Here is a 17,374-nt window from a genome sequence, read left to right as displayed (position 1 = left end):
CCATGTTGCGGATTGCAGCATGCTCCGGACGAAAGGCGGTGGGCTTGAGCCCACCCCATGCGTTATTCGTCCAACCCCAGGAACACCCGCATCCGCGCCAGTTCCGCTTCCAGGGCGTATTTGAATGCCGCGTCGCGTGGCGGCTTTGCGTCCACGTAATGCAATTGCGCGTGCAGCGCACCCGTGGAGACCGACAGGTTGCCCCAGCCGATCACCCGGTCGCGCCACAGCAGGGGCAGCGCGTAGTAGCCGAGTTTGCGTTTGGGCGCCGGCGTGTAGGCCTCGAAGCGGTAGGCCCAGCCCCACAGCAGTTCGAAGCGGCGGCGGTCCCAGGCCACCGGATCGAATGGCGTCAGCAGGCGCGCCTGTTCGTCCGGTTTCCAGCGACGGCCGTCCGCGCGTTCGTCCGCGGGCCACAGCCAGTCCACGCCTTCCACCCGCGCCCGCTGCAGGCGTTGCCGCGCACGCAGCAGCGCCGGCTTGCGCGCATCGTTCCATTGCGGCACGCCGTTGCCCAGGTAGCTCACCAACTGGCCGAGGCTGGCGTCGGGTAGCGGCGCGTATTTGCCCACGATCAGGTCGATCAAGGCATCCAGGCGCGCATCGATGGCGGTCTTGTCCACCGGCACGGCGTCTTCGCGCACCGCATAGACGCGGGTGCCACCGTCGCGCCGCGCGACCCGCAGCAGGCCGCGGTAGTGCATGCCGTCGAGCAGCTGGGTGCTGGCGTTGGACGAACCGCCGAACCAGTTGGTGGTCTTGCCATGGGCGAAATGCGCGTCGACTTCGCGCGGATGCGCCGTGCCGCGTTCGGCGATGAATTCGCGCACCGCCTGCGCCTGCTTCCAGCGCGCCGGCGTCCAGGCCTGGCGCGCGTCGCGCGGATGCATCAAGGCATGGCGCGCGCGCGGCAGGAAGCCGTAGTTGACGAAGAAGTCCTCCTCCAGCGCCAGCCGCGGATAGCGCCGCTCCAGCTCGCCGGCGCGATAGCCGACGACGCGATGGCGCAAGGTCAGGTCCTGGGCCCGCGCCGGCGCGCGGATCGGATCGGCCTGGACGAAGCCGAGCTTTTCGATCGCCCGCATCAGCGTGGTCGGCTTGAACAGCGAACGGGCGATGGCGTAACGGCGCAGGTGGTCGAGGGTGAGAGGCATGGTGGCCATCATGCCAGCACGCGGGGCCGCGTTGCTTGCGCCGATACCACGCGCGACAGGGAGATACGACGATAGGCACATGCGAAGCGGTGCGCGGGCGCGATAATCGTGATCGACGCCCTGCGGGAATCGCCCATGAAGTTCCGACTGTTCGCTTTCGCCCTGCTCGCCGTCCTATCGACGCGCGCGCATGCCCAGCAAGAGTGCCCGGACCGTTCCGCCTACGAGCCGGCCCGCGAGATCATCCGCGACCTGGGCAGGATCGTCGCGCCCAACGGCGTGCAGGAGTCCTATGCCACGCGCATCGGCGGCATCGACCAGTGGCTCAACGTGCGCGGGCAGGATCGCGGCAATCCCATGGTGCTGTTCGTGCATGGCGGTCCGGCGTCGCCCATCACGCCCAGCCAATGGCAATTCCAGCGGCCGCTGGAGGAATACTTCACCATGGTCAACTACGACCAGCGCGGCGCGGGCAAGACCTACAACAGCGTGGCGCCGGACAGCATCGCCGGCACGATCCGCATCCAGCGCTACGTGGACGACGCGATCGAGATCGCGGAATACCTGCGCAAGCGCTACGGCAAGCGCAAGCTGGTCCTGATGGGCCACAGCTGGGGCACCGTGGTGGGCATGCGCGCGGCGTTGCAGCGGCCCGACCTGTTCCATGCCTACGTGGGGATCGGCCAGGTGATCAATACCCGCGAGAACGAACGCATCAGCTTCGATTACGGGCTCGAGCAGGCCCGCGCGCACGGCAACACCGAAGCCGTCCGCGAGATGGAAGCCATCGCCCCCTATCCGGGGGACGTGCCCATCACCCGCGAGCGCATCGTCGTCGCGCGCAAGTGGCCGCAGTTCTACGGCGGCCTGAGCGCCTACCGCGAGGAATCCGCCTACTTCTTCCGCGCGTCGCGCCTGTCGCCCGAATACGACGATCGCGACCGTTGCGCCATCGACGCCGGCAGCGTGTTCACGCTGGGCCGGCTGCTCGATGAATTCCTGCAGGTGGATTTCACCGGGGTGAAGGAGTTCCCGATTCCGGTGGTGATGTTCATGGGCCGCCACGACTACACCACGCCGTCCGCGCCTACCGAGCAGTGGCTGCGGCAGGTGAAGGCGCCGTACAAGCAGGGCGTGTGGTTCGAGCGTTCCGCGCACATGATGCCGTGGGAAGAGCCCGGCAAGACCCTGGTCAGTCTGCTGGAACGGGTGCGGCCGCTGGCGGTGGAGGGCGACGCCGGACGCTGACCGGCTTCCACTGCGTCCGCCGGATCCTCCCGCTATTCCAGCAACAGCTCCAGGTCGCGGCCGCTGCTGGCCACGTTGCCGCTGTAGTCGCGGGCGGTGATGCGCAGGATGTAATCGCCGGCGGGCAATCCGTCCGCCTGCCAGGTGCCGGTGGCCAGTTCGCCATCGCGCACGGTGTTGGTGAGCAGGTACTTGAAATGGGTCGCCGCGCTGCCGTGCACGGTGATGCCGCTGCCCGGCGCGTAGGCCACCTTCACCGCATCGCCATCGGCGGGCATGCGGTTGAATTCGATGCTCATGCGCGGCGTCTCGAAACCCGGCAGCGGCGTGCCGTCCGCACGCAGTATCTGATAACCCAGCGCATGCAGTCCCAGACGCCGCCGCGGCAGGTTGTGGTCGACCTGGTCCCAGGCATCGACCACGATCCGCACGCCGATGCCGCGCGGCACCGGTACGCGGCCATCCGCACGCCGGGCCAATGGCGTGTCGCTGGCATCGAGCAGTGCGATGCCATCGATCTGCGGAGGGTAGTGGTCGGCGTATCCATTGAAGCCCAGCGCCACCGCGTTGCGTTCGAATCCGCTGGCGCCGACGCTGAGATGCACATGGGCCATGCGATTGATGGTGCCCAGCACGTCGCCCGCCTGGAAGCGCGTGCCGCGCCGAACGCGCATGCGTTCGGTTTGCCCGGCTTCGTCGCGCAGCAGCTGGAAGCGCGACGGATCGGACACCCCATCGCGCGCATCGCGTCCGACCCGCATGTGCAGGTAGCTCAGTCCGTCGATCGCCAGGCCTTCGCCCTGTTCGTCCAGTCCCCAGGCAGCGGACGGGCTGCTGACCTTGCCATCGGCGATCGCCAGCACCTGCGCGCCCACGTCGCCGCGGATGTCCAGTCCGCCATGCAGATGGTGGCGGCTTTCGCCGCTGAAGTTGCCGCGCACCTCGCCCAGCGTGCCGACCACTTCGTGCCAGCCCTCCTGCGGGCGCAGCGGCCAGCGCCCTGCGGTGGCGGGCAACGGATCGTCCGGCGCAGGGCCGATCGCCCCCTTCACTGGCGAGGCTGCAGCGATCGCCGCATCCACGGGGACGATGCGGTGCAGGCGATGGCTGCCGGCATCGCTGACCCACAGTCCGCCGCGCGCATCCAGGGCCAGGCCCGCGGGACGCGACAGGCGCTGCGCCTGCGTGGCCCCGGTCAATACCAGCGGCTGGCCGTCGCGGGAAATCTGGATCACCCGCCCCCACGACATCTCGCCCACGTAGAGCAGACCGTCGTGGGTCAGGGCCAGGCTCATCGGCCGATGCAGCGCATCCTGCACCGCGTAAGGCGTGGTCACCGTGCCATCGGGCCCGATGCGGCGGAGGGCGTTGTTGCGGGTGTCGGCGACCCAGACGATTCCATCCGCATCCACCGCCAGCGCGGTCGGCGTATCGAAACGCGCCTGCGCGCCGAGGCCATCGGCATCGCCGGGACGTTCGCCGCCGGCCAAGGTGCTGACCTGTCCCTGCGTGTCGATCCTGCGGATGCGGTCGTTGTAGGTGTCGGCCACATAGACATTGCCATGCGCATCCACCGCCACCCCGATCGGTCCGTTGAACTGCGCCTGCGTCGCGATGCCATCGCGGAACCCGGCTTCACCGGTGCCGGCCACGGTGCTGACCACGCCCAGCGGCGTGACCTTGCGGATGGCGTGGTTGCCGGTATCGGCGACATACAGATTTCCGGCGCGGTCCACGGCCAGGCCGGAAGGCGTATCGAATCTGGCCGCCGTGCCATCGCCATCGGCGAATCCTTCGTCGAAGCCGGCCAGGGTGGTGACCGTGCCGTCGCTGCCGATCCTGCGGATGCGGTTGTTATCGCCGGCATCGGCCACGTACAGGGTGCCGTCCGCGGCCATCGCCAGGCCATAAGGATCGTCGAAGCGCGTGCGTGCGACCGGCCCGTTGCGCATCCCACGCACGCCGTCGCCCGCGGCCAGCCACAACTGCGCGGTCCAGCCGAACGGCGTGGGCGCGGGACCTGCGTGCGGATCGTGGGTTTTCGGTGCGAACAAGAACGTGGCGGCCAACGCGGTGGCGATCAGCGCCACCGCGGCCCACAACCAGGCGTTACGGCTCATGCGGTCCTGCAAATCGGATGCGAGCACGCAAGATAGTCAATCGCAGGGAATGGGGAAAGGGCAAAGCACCTGCTCTTTTTGCTCGTCATTCCCGCGAAGGCGGAAACCCGGCGTCTTCCCTGCAGTAGCCAGGCTGCCTTCAGCGAAGTGCAAAGTCCCTGGGTTGCCGCTTTCGCGGGGATGACGAGCCGATACTCACGGAGGGCCTCTCTTGCATCGGCTTGGAATATCCTGTCACCCAATGCCATTGGCGAAAGCCGACCCCGGAAGGCCGCGAATCTTGGACCGCAACAACCGCAAACTCGATGAGCTGCGCCAGCGCATTCCCACCTTCACCTGCATCGTCGGCTGCCACGACTGTTGCGGGCCGGTGACGGCGTCGTCGGAGGAAATGGCCAGGCTTCCGGTAAAGACCGAGGCCGAACACGAAGCCGCGCTGGCCGAGCTGAGTTGCCCGCACCTGGGCGCGCACGGTTGCGAGGTCTACGACGAACGCCCGCTGATCTGCCGCCTGTTCGGGACCACGCCCAGCCTGCTGTGCCCCAATGGCAAACGCCCGGTGTACATGATCGACCGGCGCACCGAAGACGAGATCCACCAGTACCTTGCGCGCACGCGGCAAGTGCTGGTCTGAAGCGTTGGCGCAGGAATGAACGTGCCTGGATCCCTGGATACGCCGGTGCTTTCCTTCCGCGCTCCCGTCTTCGATCGCGGCCGCAACACGACGGTGCGTCGCGGCCACAAGTGGCATGTAGCGACGCATGCCCGGCTGCAACTGGGCGACGGAAGCCTGTCCCCGCCGATCGAGCTGCACACGGAACTGAAGCGGTTCTCCGCGCTCACCGACGCCGATCTCCGATTCGAGCACGACCCCGCCTGCCGGACCGTCGCCGGGTTGTTGCGGGTGCTGCAAGGCCTGTATCCGGGATTCAGTGCCGAAGAAGAAGTCACCCTCTGCCACTTCGATTGCGACGGCCGCTAGTTCCTGCCAGAAGCCTGCCGGCCAGGCCCATGCACGCGAACAGGAGCACGCCCATGCCAAAAGTATCTGGCCCTGGTGGCCGGGCTTTGCTGGAATGCAGCGACTCGCCTGCGATCGGATACGGGAATGCGCTCGAAGAATGAAACGGGTTTCCGCGATGCCTTGCAGGTAGTGCTGCTGTTGGCATGCCTGTTCGCGGGGGTTTCGCCAGCGGCGGAACCGCAGGCCGTCCTGCCGGTGCGGGTGGAGTACCACCAGGCCACCGATGTCTTCAACGTCCTCGACAATCTTTCCGATTGGTTGCCGGGTTACACCGCGTCCGCCTACGGCGAGTATTGGGAAGCGCACCTTGGCCTGGACGACGCGGACCGCGCGGCGCTGGCCGCGTATGCCGCGTTCCGGCGGCGTACCGCGCCGGCCGCCAGGGCCGCGCCACCCGATTCTGCCGCCGCGCCCGATCTGTTCGCGCCGCCGCTCACCCGCGATGTCGATGCTTTTGCGCAACCTTTCCTCGAAGCCAGCGACTTCGGCACCGCTGCGACCATCGCCATCGCAGTGCAGGCACCTCAGGATCGCGCCATGTTGCGCGCCTATTACGCGCGCTTCGGCCCACGCGCCGTGCGCCTGGCCGCCGCGCAATCGCATTTCGATGTCCAGCGCGTAGCGCTGGCTTCGCAACTCGCGCATCCAGGCGTGCCGGTGCTGGCGGAGAGAATCCGCGCGTTCTATGGAGTCGGCGCGGCACCGGCGTTCACCGCGCGCTTCGTATGGTGGCCCGATTCCAACCGCACCCAGGCCAAGGTGCGGGGCCGCACCATTCTGCTGCAGGGTCCGGCCGATGGCGCTGGCGGCGACACGCCGATGGACTGGGCGCCGATCGTGTTGCACGAGTACGCGCATTACGTCTCCGCCGGCCAGCCGCCGGCGCAGCGGCGGCGCCTGTCGGCCGCGTTCCTGCAGGGTTGCGCGAAGGCTGCGGCATTGTCCAATCCACTCAATGCGTTCGAGGAACCGCTCGCGATCTACTGGGGCCAGTACCGGTTCGAGCACGACGTACGCGGACGCAGGTTGCCGACCGGCGACGAGTGGTATTTCAAGCCGATACCCGACCGCATCGCCAAGGCGATCGCGGCCGCTTTTCCATCGACAGGCCTCGCGCCATCGCTGGACGATCCCGCCTTGATGTCGGCGGCTACGGCGACCTGCCTGCAGGAACTCTGAAACAGCAAGAGCATCCGGGCAAGCCCGGATCCATGAATCGACCCCCGGTTGACGGTCGTCACAGGCCTGCGCCTGTGCGTTTCGTATGCTCCGGGGGTACCTCGCAAGACAGGATTGTCTTCAGTTGAACGACATGTCCCTGGTAACGCGCCGCAACCGATTGCTGCTCGATCTGCTGGTCATGGCGGCGTTGACCGGCCTCACCGCCTGGGTTTCGCTGGCCATCGCCCGCATCCCCGGCGGCGTGGCGGCGGTCTGGATAAGCAACGGGATCTGGGCCGGCTGGCTGCTGTCGCGGCGCACCGCATCGTGGCCGCGCTACCTGGCCGCGGGCCTGGCCAGCCTGCTGCTCACGCGCTACCTGGCCGGCGACGGTCTGCCGACCACCCTCGCCCTCAGCGCGTGCAACCTGATCGAGGTGCTGATCATCGCCGGTGCCATCCGTCGCTCGGTGCCGGACGTGGGCAACCCCAGGCACTGGCTCGGGCTGGGCGGCATCGCCACCGCCAGCACCCTGGTCGCCTGCGCAGTCTCCGCGCTGCTCGCCAGCGCCTGGTTGCAGGTCGTTTCCGACGCCCGCTTCGCGGCCAATTTCCTGACCTGGTACGCGGCGCACGTGGTCGGCATGGTGGCCGTGGGCACGCTGACCCTGGTCGCCCATCGCAAGGGCATCGGCCTGATCGACATCCCCGGACAGCGCTGGGATTTCCTCGGCTGCATGCTGCTGATCGCCGTGGTCGGCGGCGCGGTGTTCTACCAGTCCGCGTATCCCTTGCTGTTCCTGGTCTATCCGCCGTTGCTGTTCGGGGTGTTCCGCCATCGCTTCGCCGGCCTGGTCGTCGGCATCTCCCTGCTCGGGATCATCGGCATCATCGCCACCACCCTGGGCCATGGCCCGCTGGCGCTGGCGGTTGGCGGCAGCGATGTCGAGCGCACCATCCTGTTGCAGCTGTTCGTCGGCACCGCTTGCCTGATGGGTTTCCCGGTGGCGCTGGGCATGGCCGAACGCACCCGGCTGATGACCCGCGTGCGCGAGAGCGAGCTGCGCTACCGGATGCTGGCCGACTACTCGCACGACGTGGTGGTGCGGATGCGCGCGGATGGGCACCGGCTCTATGTGTCGCCGTCGGCGCGCGACATCCTCGGCTGGGAACCGGAGGAGCTGCTGCAACCCAGCGAGCACCTGGTGCATCCCGACGACCTTGCGGTACAGCGGCAGGCGATCTCCGCCGTGCTCGCGTCGGGACAGCCGGTCACCGCGATCTACCGGTTGCGCCACAAGGACGGGCATTACGTGTGGATGGAAGCCGCGGCGCGGCCGATCCCCAGCACCGAGGGCGACGCGACCGACCTCATCTTCGCCGGCCGCGACATCTCCAAGCGCGTGGCCGCCGAACAGGCGTTGCAGGCGAGCCGCGATGAACTGGAAGCGCTGGCGCGCGCGGATCCCCTCACCGGCCTGGCCAACCGCCGCCAGTTCGAAGAACGCCTGGCGCATGCCCTGGGCCGGTCGCGGCGGCACGGGCAGGCGGTGGCGCTGATGTACATGGACGTCGATCATTTCAAGCAGGTCAACGACAGCTTCGGCCATGCCGCGGGCGACGAAGTGCTGCGGGTCTTCGGCCAGCGCCTCAGCGCGTGCGTGCGCTCCGGCGACCTGGTGGCGCGCCTGGGCGGCGACGAGTTCGTGGTGTTGATCGAGGACCTGGACGCGCCGGAAACCGCCGAAGGCATCGCCCGCAAGCTGATCGCGGCGATGGGCGAAGACATCGCGGCGGAAGGAGCCACGCTGCGCGTCACCACCAGCATCGGCATCGCTTACTCGATGCACCCGGCCGTGTCCAAGACCCTCGCCGCCGCCGCCGACATGGCCCTGTACGCGGCCAAGAAAGCCGGCCGCAACACCTGGCAATTGCTGGTGACGGACGACCCGGTGAGCCCCGATCCACCCCCTGCCTAGGGCCGGCCCCGGCCCACCACCGCCATGCGCCCGATTGCATTGGCGCCAGGACGGACAGCGGTGGGCTTGAGCCCACCCTGCGGGATCCGGGATCAGTAGGATGAGCCGTCACCCATCGTCCCCAGCATCGTCCCTTTGCCCGGAGCCCTACCGATGATCCAGAACAACCCTGCCCTGCGCTTTCCCCTCCTGCTCGCGACGCTGCTCGCCTTGTCCGCTTGCGCCACTGCGCCGACGCAGCAGGGCGCATTGGTCGTCGGGCAACAGGCCGCCCTCGAAGGCGAGGTGGTCAGCGTGGACACCAACCCCTGGGCCTACGACGGCAACGCGGTGGTCACGCTTTCCACGATCGAAGCAGGCACGGTCAGCGTGCAGCTGCCCGCGCGCTGGAACCTGTGCAAGGCCCAGCCCCTCGGCGACGTGCAGGCACTGAAGCCACGCGACCGCGTGCAGGTCGTCGGCACGGCGACTGCGCCGAACGAAATGGTGGTGTGCGGACAGCCAGAGGACCGGCTGCGCAAGAGGGAATGAAATCGGCGGACGCGAGACTTGATTCGCGGATTGGATGGGGCGAAAGGTTTCCAACGGCGAAGCAGGCTCATCCATTCTACGGAACCCGGGCACTCGACCTTGTCGCTCCCGTCGCGTGTCCGGCACCGCTTCATGGTGCGGTATAGATGGTTTTTCCTTCCTTGATCGTCTCCACCACCTTGATGTCCTTGATCGCATCCGGCTCGACCTTCATCGGGTTGCCGTCCAGGACCACCAGGTCGGCCAGCTTGCCCGGTTCGATCGAACCCTTGCTGCCCTCTTCGTGGTACTGGTAGGCGGCGTTGATGGTGATGGCCTTGACCGCATCCAGCGGGCCGATCCGCTCATCCGGTCCCAGCACCTCTCCGCTGCGCAGCTTCCTGTTCACCGCGGACCAGACCACCATCATCTGGTCGATCGGCACGACGCTGAAGTCGGTGTGGTTGGTGGGCTTCAGGCCCATCGCCAGGGCGGTCCTCATCGGACTGATGAACGACGCCTGCTCCAGACCCCGGTTCTTGATGTGCGCCTCGCCGAAGAAGAAAGTGTGCTCGGTGTAGAACGACGGGATCATCCTGTAATCGACGTATTTCTGCAGCTGGTCCTTGCGCACGAACTGGGAATGGATGATCACGGTGCGACGATCCTTGTCGGCCGCGCCGGCGGTCGCGGTCTCGTGGCCCTTCAGCACCGCGTCGATCGCGGCGTCGCCGTTGGCGTGGGCGATGACCTGCAGGCCGTTGTCGTAGCACTTCTTGAACATGCCGTTGAGCACGTCCTGCGGGAAAGTCGGCTCGCCCTTCCAGTCCTTCTCGCCCCCGGGGCCACCAGTGAGGTAAGGCGTGGTGAAGAAGGCGGTCCTGCCCTGCGGCGAACCGTCCGCCATGATCTTGCAGCCACCCAGCTTCAGGCGATGGTCGTATTTGCCGAACGAGGAAGCCGGGTGCGCGGCCAGGATCTTGTCGAGATCGCCGATGAAAGGATAGGAGATGACGTCGATGAACAATTCACCACGATCGGCGGCACGCTGCAGCACCTCGACCTGCGGTGCCATCGAGGCGCCATCCTGCGCCGTGGTGACGCCCGCGGCCGCATAAAGATCCTGGGCGAACTTGATCTGCCCCGCTTCCAGTTCCGGGGCGGAGGCCGGCATCTGTTCGTGCAGCGAGATCCACGCGGTTTCCATCAACAGTCCGGTGGGCTCCTGGCTGCCCGGCTTGCGCGCGATCACGCCGCCCGGCGGCGTCTTGGTGGCCGCCGAGATGCCGAACTTCTTCAGCGCCGCCGAGTTCAGCACCGCGCCGTGGGCCGAGACGTGCAGGACGATCACGGGGTTGTCTGGGAAAGCCGGATCCAGGTCGTCCCGGGTCAGGGGATGGTCGCCGGGCAGCATGTTGTCGTCATAGCCATAGCCCAGGATGAGGTCGCCGGGCTTCTTGGCCTTGGCCCTGGCGAACTTCTGCAGCTCGGCGACGATTTCGGCGGCGGTGCTCGCCGGACCGACCGGCGGCGCGGTGACATTGGCCTGGTCTTCCATCGCCATGCCGCTCATGAAATGGCTGTGCGGATCGATGAAGCCGGGCAACAGGGTCTTGCCCTGCAGGTCGATCATGCGGGTGCCGGCTCCCCTGGAAGCGGCGCTAAGCTCGGCGAGCGTGCCCACGGCGACGATCTTTCCGTCCTTGACCGCGACAGCTTCCGCGCTCGGCTGCGCATCGTTGACGGTCACGATGTCGCCGCCGAAGTAGATCGCGTCGGCGGCATTGGCCGATGCGATCGCTGCGTTTTCAGCAGGCTTGGCGCAACCCGCCAACGCCAGGAAGGCGAAACTGATTCCCAGGGCAAGGGTTCTCACGGTGATTCTCCATGCGGCCGGAAGGTTTGGGGAAGTGATGGCGCGTCGTCGCGATGCATGCCTTCCGGTCGGCACATGCACGATGCGGGCTCGTGATCTTCGGCAATAGGAGGGTGTCGGCGCGAGGCCGCACGCGCAAGCATCGCGCGGGCGGCTTCCATCGAGGAATCGCTGCGAGAGCAGGGCGTGCGCTGCGACCGAACCCATCGGGAACATAGCGACCCGGAAGACAGCTGCATCCATCAAGAACTCCCTGCGCTTCCGCATGGCTTGTCGCCCCTGCCCCGGAGCATACGCCAGGCATTCCCTGCCGAGACGGGCTGCTTTCGTGGCCTCGCGGGTCCGGCATGGCGCTCCCCATCGCATTGCACGCCTTCGATCGGATACGACGTTGGCCTGTCGGGATGTCGATTCCATGGATCCTGCTTCGTCGCACCCCTGAATGCGCATGACCGGGCCAGGATCCACTGCCCCTAGAATCTCGCGACGAACCCTCGCACCCCAGGGATGCCCACCGATGAACACCGAACCGCACAACGACCCGCAACCCGGATCCGAGGCCGTGTTGCCGCCTCCCCCTTCGCTGTGGGCCGGGTTGCGCGAAGCGATTCGCGGCACCAACGCCGACTACACCAGGATCCCGCTGCGCAAGGCGGTGTTCCTGCTTGCGGTGCCCATGGTGCTGGAGCTGGTCCTGGAATCCACGTTCGCGGTGGTGGACATCTTCTTCGTCGCCAAGCTCGGCTCGTCGGCCGTGGCCACGGTGGGGCTGACCGAGAGCTACCTGTTCCTGCTGTACGCGGTCGCGATGGGCCTGGCCATGGCGGTGACCGCGGTCGTCGCCCGGCGTATCGGCGAGGGCAAGCGCGACGAGGCCGCGATCACCGCGGTGCAGGCCATCTTCATCGCGTTGCTGGTGTCGCTGCCGGTCGCGGTGGTCGGCATCGTCTATGCGCAGGACCTGCTGCGGCTGATGGGCGCCGACGCCTGGACCCTGGAACACGGCTACCGCTACACGCAATGGATGCTGGGCAGCAACGCGGTGATCCTGCTGCTGTTCGTGATCAACGCGATCTTCCGCGGCGCCGGCGATGCCGCCATCGCCATGCGCGTGCTGTGGCTCGCCAACGGCCTGAACATCGTGCTGTGCCCGTTGCTGATCTTCGGCATCGGTCCGTTTCCGGAGATGGGCATCGAAGGCGCGGCGGTCGCCACCGTCATCGGTCGCGGCAGCGGCGTGCTGTACCAGCTGTGGACCCTGTTCCGCGGCGGCAAGCACATCCGCGTGGCGGCCGCGCAACTGGCCTGGCACGGCGCGATCGCGTGGAGCATCGTGCGCACCTCGCTGGGCGGGGTCGGCCAGATGATCGTGGCGATGACCTCGTGGATCTTCCTGATGCGGATCCTGGCCAGCATCGGCAGCGAGGCGGTCGCCGGCGCGACGATCGCGATCCGCATCATGATGTTCACGACGATGCCGGCGTGGGGCATGTCGAATGCCGCGGCGACTCTGGTCGGGCAGAACCTGGGCGCGCGGCAGCCGGAGCGCGCCGAAGCCTCGGTGTGGCGGATCGGCTGGTACAACATGGCCTACCTGGTCGCGGTGTCGGCGTTGTTCTTCCTGTTGCCGCGCGAACTGGTCGCGCTGTTCAGCAGCGACCCGCGGGTCGTCGCGATCGGTGCGGAATGGCTGCGGATCCTGTCGTACTCGTTCTTCGTCTATGGCTGGTGGATGGTCTCGGTGCAGGCGTTCAACGGCGCCGGCGATACGGCCACGCCGACCTGGATCAACGTGGTGTTCTTCTGGCTGATCCAGATCCCGCTGTCGTACTGGCTGGCGATCCATCTGGGCTGGCAACACACCGGCGTGTTCTGGGCCGTGTTCGTGTCCGAGACCTCGGTCGGCCTGTTCACGCTGTGGCTGTTCTCGCGCGGCAAGTGGAAGGCGGTCGCGGTGTAGGCCCTCCCGGATGCGCAACTCGATCCGTCCTGCGGGGCTTCCTGCCGTTTCGGTTCGGCTGCATGAGACGTTAGACTCGCAGGCATGAAAAAAATCCTGCACCGCCTGATCCTGCCGCTGTTGCTCGCCACCGCGCCCGCGTTCGGCGGCGAGCCCGTCGCCACCGTGCGCGTGGCCTTCGACCGCCACGGCATCACCGACACGCGCGTCGCCGGCCTGGCCGATGCCGCTGCCGGCCGCGCGGTCACCGCCGACGATCCGGTGCGGATCGCATCGATTTCGAAACTGGTGGCCGCTCTCGGCGCGATGCGCCTGGTCGAGCAAGGCAAGCTCGACCTCGACGCCGACGTGTCGGCAACGCTGGGCTGGAAGCTGCGCCACCCGAAGTGGCCCGACACGCCGATCACGCTGCGCCTGCTGCTGTCGCATCGCGCCGGCCTGACCGATGCGGCCGGCTACTGGCAGGTGCCGCTGGATGGCGATTTCAAGGCGCTGCTCGACGATCCCCGCGCATGGGACATGGAGCACGCGCCGGGCAGCTACTGGCGCTATGCGAACGTCGGCTTCCCGCTGGTGGCGGCGGTCATGGAACGCGCCACCGGCGAGCGCTTCGACCTGCTGATGCAACGGCTGGTGCTGAAGCCGCTGGACATCGCCGCCTGCTACGGCTGGCCCACCTGCGACGAAGCCGCGGCCGCGCGCGCGGTGGTGCTGTACGCCGACGGCAAGCCGGTGGTCGACGACAACCACGGCCGCAAACCGGCCTGCGGCATCACCCCGGCCAGCGACGGCAGTTGCGATCTGTCGAAGTGGCGTGCCGGCGCGAGCCCCAATGTGTTCGGCCCGCAGGGCGGCCTGCGCATTTCCGCGAACGGCCTGGCGAAGATCGGCCGGCTGCTGCTCGGCGAAGGCAAGGTGGACGGCGTGCGGATCCTGAAACCCGGATCGGTGCGGATGATGGCGAAGCCGCTGTGGACCTATGCGCCGGGCAATGGCGTCACCGGCGAGGACGACGATCCGATCCGCGCGCGCGGCGGCTTCACCTGCGAGTACGGGTTGGCCGTCACCACCCTCGCCACCAGACACCCCGACTGCAACAACGACCCCTTCGGCGACGGCGTGCAGCGCATCGGCCACAGCGGCAACGCCTACGGCCTGCTGGCCGGCCTGTGGGTGGATCGCAAGCGCGGCACCGGGGTGGTCTATTTCGCCACTGGCAACGATGCGCCGGAAATGGGCGAGCGCTCGGCTTTCAGCCGGGTCGAGGAGAAGCTGGCCAGTCCCGACTAGGGCTGGCGGCGGGAGCCTGGCTCAAGGGGCCGGATCGACGGGCGGATCCTTGCTGCGGGTGCGTGACACCGCGGTCACGATGCCGATGCCCAGCAGCACGACCGCCCCCACCGCGATCCATTGCGTGGCCAGGCCGGCCAGGTGCGCGCCATAGGCCAGACCGCCGATCAACACCACCATGCCGATGAGATAGATCGCCAACGACGACATATGCGTGCTTCCTGTGTGTGGACGGCGCGATTGTAGGCGGCGTCCGTACTGCCGGCGTGAGGATGGACTGCGCCGCCAAGGATGGCCGTCCGCGAAGGGCGGCATGGCCGTGGAAGCCACCGGCGGTTTCGGCGAACGCGACGATTCGCAAGCCATTGATGATTCGCAGGATGTGGTGAGCGGAGCGAACCGCATCTATCGCCGGATCGAGAACCGCGAAGCGGTTCCGGCTTGAATGAACCGTTAGGCCTTGGCTGCGAACGAGTCATGGTACGAGACCGTTCCAAGGGGCAGCGAACCGTCGAACAAAATGGCTTGGAAATACTCCGCCGGGACGCCAGGCAACACCAGTGAAGGCTCCGCATTGAAGCCAAATCGCGAGTAATAGCCAGGCTCTCCAAGCACAACGCATCCGGAAGCGCCCAACGTGCGCAACTCCGCCAGCGCGTGCTCCATGAGCTGAGCGCCAACTCCCTGGCCTTGGTGCTCTGGCCTTACGGAGATTGGCCCAAGCCCATACCACCCTCGAGCATCGCTCGAAATAACTACGGGCGATACGGCGACATGCCCGATAATCGAGTCATTGTCCTCTGCAACGAGAGAGACGGTGAGCTGGCCGGAGTCGCGCAGCGCCCTGACGATAAATTGCTCGGCATGGTTGGTGTGAGCGGCGTTCTGGAATGCCGCGATAGTCGCGGCCTCAATGGCTGCGGTATCCGAGGGGCCTTCCTTTCGGATTCTCATGATGCTTGCTCCAAGGTCCAACGTCTGAATTGAGCCGTTCCGCGAAGCGGTTCCGGCTTGAAGAATTGCCTGGTGCCGACCCTTGACGTTGCCCTGCACCCATTGTGCAAACATACGTACAACTGGAGACGCCCATGGACGCTATTATCTGCAGCTCTGCACGGGCCAGATTGCCCGACACCATGGACCGTGCTTGCGACGACCACGAGCCTATCATCATCACAATGGCCAGCGGGCCATTGTGATGATGGCGCTCGATGATGATGGCGCTGGAGGAAACCTTCTGCCTGCTGCGCAGCCCCAAGAACTCGCAGCGCTTGCTTGAAAGCATTTCGACCCTTGAGTCGGGGAACCGAAACGTTGGGGTTCACTTCGTTCACCCCGACCTATTCCGCTCGACCCCTCCTACGGGATCTGGCGCACACCGGTGAATCTACTTCCAGGCGTTCGAAGCCTGCCTGCATTGAAGAGCACCAGGCTCAACGCCGCGAACAGCCAGACGCACAGGGCCGCATACAGCATCAGCAGATCGAAGCCGTGCGCGAGCGCGACGTGCGCCGCGTCGGAAGCAGCCGAGCCATGCGGCAACGCTTGCAGGCCGTCCAGTGCGGACAGATCGCCGGCGGCAATCTTACCGGCCGCGGCGCGCAGGCGTTCGGCGCCAATCCGGCCGCCTGAACTGTCCCGCAGACTCGAATGGATGCCGGACAGCAGGATGAATCCCATCATCGCGATATTGATCGACAAGCTGATGAAGCGCGCGCTCATGTCCATCCCCGAAGCCATGCCCGCCCGATCGCCCGGGACCGAGCCGGTCGTCGTGTTCGTCACCGGCGTGTTGGTCAGGCCCAGTCCGATGCCGGCCGTTATCAAGCCGGGCAGCAGCGTTGCCCAAGTGGCCACTACGGCGTTGCCGCCGACCCACATCAACAGGAAGCCTGCGCCGATCACGAACAACCCCGCGGGGATCACCCCTCCCGCCCGATAGCGCAGGCTCAACCGCTCGGCCAGCGGCGGCATCACCAACGCCGGCAGCGTGTACGCAAGCAGGCACGCGCCGGCGACGAACACGCCGTAGCCCAGCACGCCCTCCAGGTAGATCGGCAGATAGACGATGAACGGCCAGAAGCTGAAATTCATCGCCATCGCCCCGAGCATGGCGCCGGAGAAATCGCGCAGCTTGAACACGGAAAAATCGAACATGGGATGCGGATGGGTCTTCTCGGCCCATGCGAAGGCGGCGAACGCCGCCACGGTCGTCGCCGCGATTCCGATCGCCGCGGGACTGGCCCATCCCAGACCGGGCGACTGCGTGATGTAGAAGACCAGTCCGAACACCGCCAGCGACAGCGTGGCGATACCGAGGCCGTCGAGCCGCTTCGCCTGCGGATCGCGCGATTCGCGCACACCGAACAGCAATGGAAGCAAGGTCGCCGCCATCAAGGGCACGTGCACCAGAAACACCCAGCGCCAATTGGACACGGCGACGATCGCGCCGCCGATGATCGGCCCGAAGCCGAGCCCGACGCCGAACACCACGCCCCACACCGAAAACGCGAAGGCACGTTCGCGACCGGCTGGAAACTGATGCGAAAGGATCGCCGTACCGCAGATCAATATCGCTCCGCCGCTGGCGCCCTGCAGGAATCGTGCGGCGACCAGCGTCCAGGCGCTGCCGGCCAGGCCGCAGATCAACGAAGTGAGCCCGAACAGGACCAGGCCGATGATGAAGATGCGCTTGCGTCCATAGCGGTCGCCCAACGTGCCGATCGCCATCAGCACCGAGGTGCAGGCGAGCGTGTAGGCGTTCATGATCCACTGCATCTGCGGGAAATCCGCATGCAACTCGCGCTCCAACGTCGGCAGGATCACCGGCACGCTGGATATCTCCAGACCGAACATCAGGGAAGACAGGGAAACGGCCATCAAGGCGGCCGTGTTGTGGCTGATGCGGGTCATCTTGGCTCCGGAGCGAAGAAAGTACGGGACGTTGCGGTTCCGGATCGCTGCCGTTTGCAGCCGCTGGCGCGTGCCCGGGCAAGCCCTGCGGACGGTGCGATCCCGGAGGGCCGGGCGCGATACTCCGCAGCGAAGGCGGG

At 66.9% G+C, this 17,374-nt stretch carries 15 protein-coding genes; 9 read left to right on the top strand and 6 right to left on the bottom strand.

Annotated features, from left to right (window positions below):
• Nucleotides 1-62: 62 nt before the first annotated feature.
• Nucleotides 63-1,154, bottom strand: a complete 1,092-nt coding sequence (locus CSC74_RS08405; RefSeq protein ID WP_211369592.1) for a DNA glycosylase AlkZ-like family protein — start codon at nt 1,152-1,154, stop codon at nt 63-65.
• A gap of 135 nt (nt 1,155-1,289) precedes the next feature.
• Here CSC74_RS08405 and CSC74_RS08400 point away from each other — a divergent pair, with 135 nt between their 5' ends.
• Nucleotides 1,290-2,402, top strand: a complete 1,113-nt coding sequence (locus tag CSC74_RS08400; protein ID WP_162313994.1) for an alpha/beta fold hydrolase — start codon at nt 1,290-1,292, stop codon at nt 2,400-2,402.
• 32 nt (nt 2,403-2,434) lie between these two features.
• Here CSC74_RS08400 and CSC74_RS08395 read toward each other — a convergent pair whose 3' ends face one another.
• A complete protein-coding gene (locus CSC74_RS08395; protein ID WP_162313993.1) occupies nt 2,435-4,522 on the bottom strand; it encodes a gluconolaconase in 2,088 nt (695 codons plus the stop codon).
• A gap of 280 nt (nt 4,523-4,802) precedes the next feature.
• On the opposite strand from CSC74_RS08395, the gene CSC74_RS08390 reads away from it, so the two are divergent.
• The 5 genes from CSC74_RS08390 (at nt 4,803) to CSC74_RS08370 (ending at nt 9,216) form a co-directional block, all read left to right on the top strand.
• The gene (locus tag CSC74_RS08390) at nt 4,803-5,156 is read left to right on the top strand and encodes a YkgJ family cysteine cluster protein (RefSeq protein ID WP_211369591.1); all 354 of its coding nucleotides are present in this window, start codon (nt 4,803-4,805) and stop codon (nt 5,154-5,156) included.
• 21 nt (nt 5,157-5,177) lie between these two features.
• Nucleotides 5,178-5,504, top strand: coding sequence for an ASCH domain-containing protein (locus CSC74_RS08385; RefSeq protein WP_162313991.1), 327 nt, complete (start codon nt 5,178-5,180; stop codon nt 5,502-5,504).
• 126 nt (nt 5,505-5,630) lie between these two features.
• Nucleotides 5,631-6,725, top strand: a complete 1,095-nt coding sequence (locus CSC74_RS08380) for a hypothetical protein (protein WP_162313990.1) — start codon at nt 5,631-5,633, stop codon at nt 6,723-6,725.
• A 133-nt stretch (nt 6,726-6,858) separates the two neighbouring features.
• On the top strand, nt 6,859-8,685 hold the full coding sequence (locus tag CSC74_RS08375) for a sensor domain-containing diguanylate cyclase (protein ID WP_246193122.1): 1,827 nt from the start codon (nt 6,859-6,861) through the stop codon (nt 8,683-8,685).
• Between the two features lie 153 nt (nt 8,686-8,838).
• Nucleotides 8,839-9,216, top strand: a complete 378-nt coding sequence (locus tag CSC74_RS08370; protein ID WP_162313988.1) for a hypothetical protein — start codon at nt 8,839-8,841, stop codon at nt 9,214-9,216.
• A 130-nt stretch (nt 9,217-9,346) separates the two neighbouring features.
• Here the strand turns inward: CSC74_RS08370 and CSC74_RS08365 are convergent, their stop codons facing one another.
• Nucleotides 9,347-11,071 (bottom strand): amidohydrolase, encoded by a 1,725-nt coding sequence (locus tag CSC74_RS08365; RefSeq protein ID WP_211369590.1) that lies wholly within the window; start codon nt 11,069-11,071, stop codon nt 9,347-9,349.
• Nucleotides 11,072-11,588: 517 nt separating this feature from the next.
• On the opposite strand from CSC74_RS08365, the gene CSC74_RS08360 reads away from it, so the two are divergent.
• Both CSC74_RS08360 and CSC74_RS08355 read left to right on the top strand, forming a co-directional pair.
• On the top strand, nt 11,589-13,031 hold the full coding sequence (locus CSC74_RS08360; protein ID WP_162313987.1) for an MATE family efflux transporter: 1,443 nt from the start codon (nt 11,589-11,591) through the stop codon (nt 13,029-13,031).
• Nucleotides 13,032-13,115: 84 nt separating this feature from the next.
• Complete coding sequence (locus CSC74_RS08355) at nt 13,116-14,321, top strand: serine hydrolase domain-containing protein (RefSeq protein WP_162313986.1); 1,206 nt, start codon at nt 13,116-13,118, stop codon at nt 14,319-14,321.
• 21 nt (nt 14,322-14,342) lie between these two features.
• Here CSC74_RS08355 and CSC74_RS08350 read toward each other — a convergent pair whose 3' ends face one another.
• Nucleotides 14,343-14,531 (bottom strand): hypothetical protein, encoded by a 189-nt coding sequence (locus tag CSC74_RS08350; RefSeq protein WP_162313985.1) that lies wholly within the window; start codon nt 14,529-14,531, stop codon nt 14,343-14,345.
• Between the two features lie 103 nt (nt 14,532-14,634).
• On the opposite strand from CSC74_RS08350, the gene CSC74_RS17650 reads away from it, so the two are divergent.
• The gene (locus tag CSC74_RS17650; RefSeq protein ID WP_281349731.1) at nt 14,635-14,766 is read left to right on the top strand and encodes a hypothetical protein; all 132 of its coding nucleotides are present in this window, start codon (nt 14,635-14,637) and stop codon (nt 14,764-14,766) included.
• A gap of 8 nt (nt 14,767-14,774) precedes the next feature.
• Here the strand turns inward: CSC74_RS17650 and CSC74_RS08345 are convergent, their stop codons facing one another.
• Nucleotides 14,775-15,275, bottom strand: coding sequence for a GNAT family N-acetyltransferase (locus CSC74_RS08345; protein WP_162313984.1), 501 nt, complete (start codon nt 15,273-15,275; stop codon nt 14,775-14,777).
• 405 nt (nt 15,276-15,680) lie between these two features.
• Entirely contained in the window at nt 15,681-17,234 is a 1,554-nt protein-coding gene (locus CSC74_RS08340) for an MFS transporter (RefSeq protein WP_162313983.1), read from the bottom strand.
• Between the last annotated feature and the right edge of the window lie 140 nt (nt 17,235-17,374).

This window comes from Pseudoxanthomonas yeongjuensis (assembly GCF_010093345.1).
Lineage (GTDB): Bacteria > Pseudomonadota > Gammaproteobacteria > Xanthomonadales > Xanthomonadaceae > Pseudoxanthomonas_A > Pseudoxanthomonas_A yeongjuensis.
The sequence above is the reverse complement of the archived record's forward strand: the minus strand, read 5'-3'. Positions and strand labels throughout refer to the sequence as shown.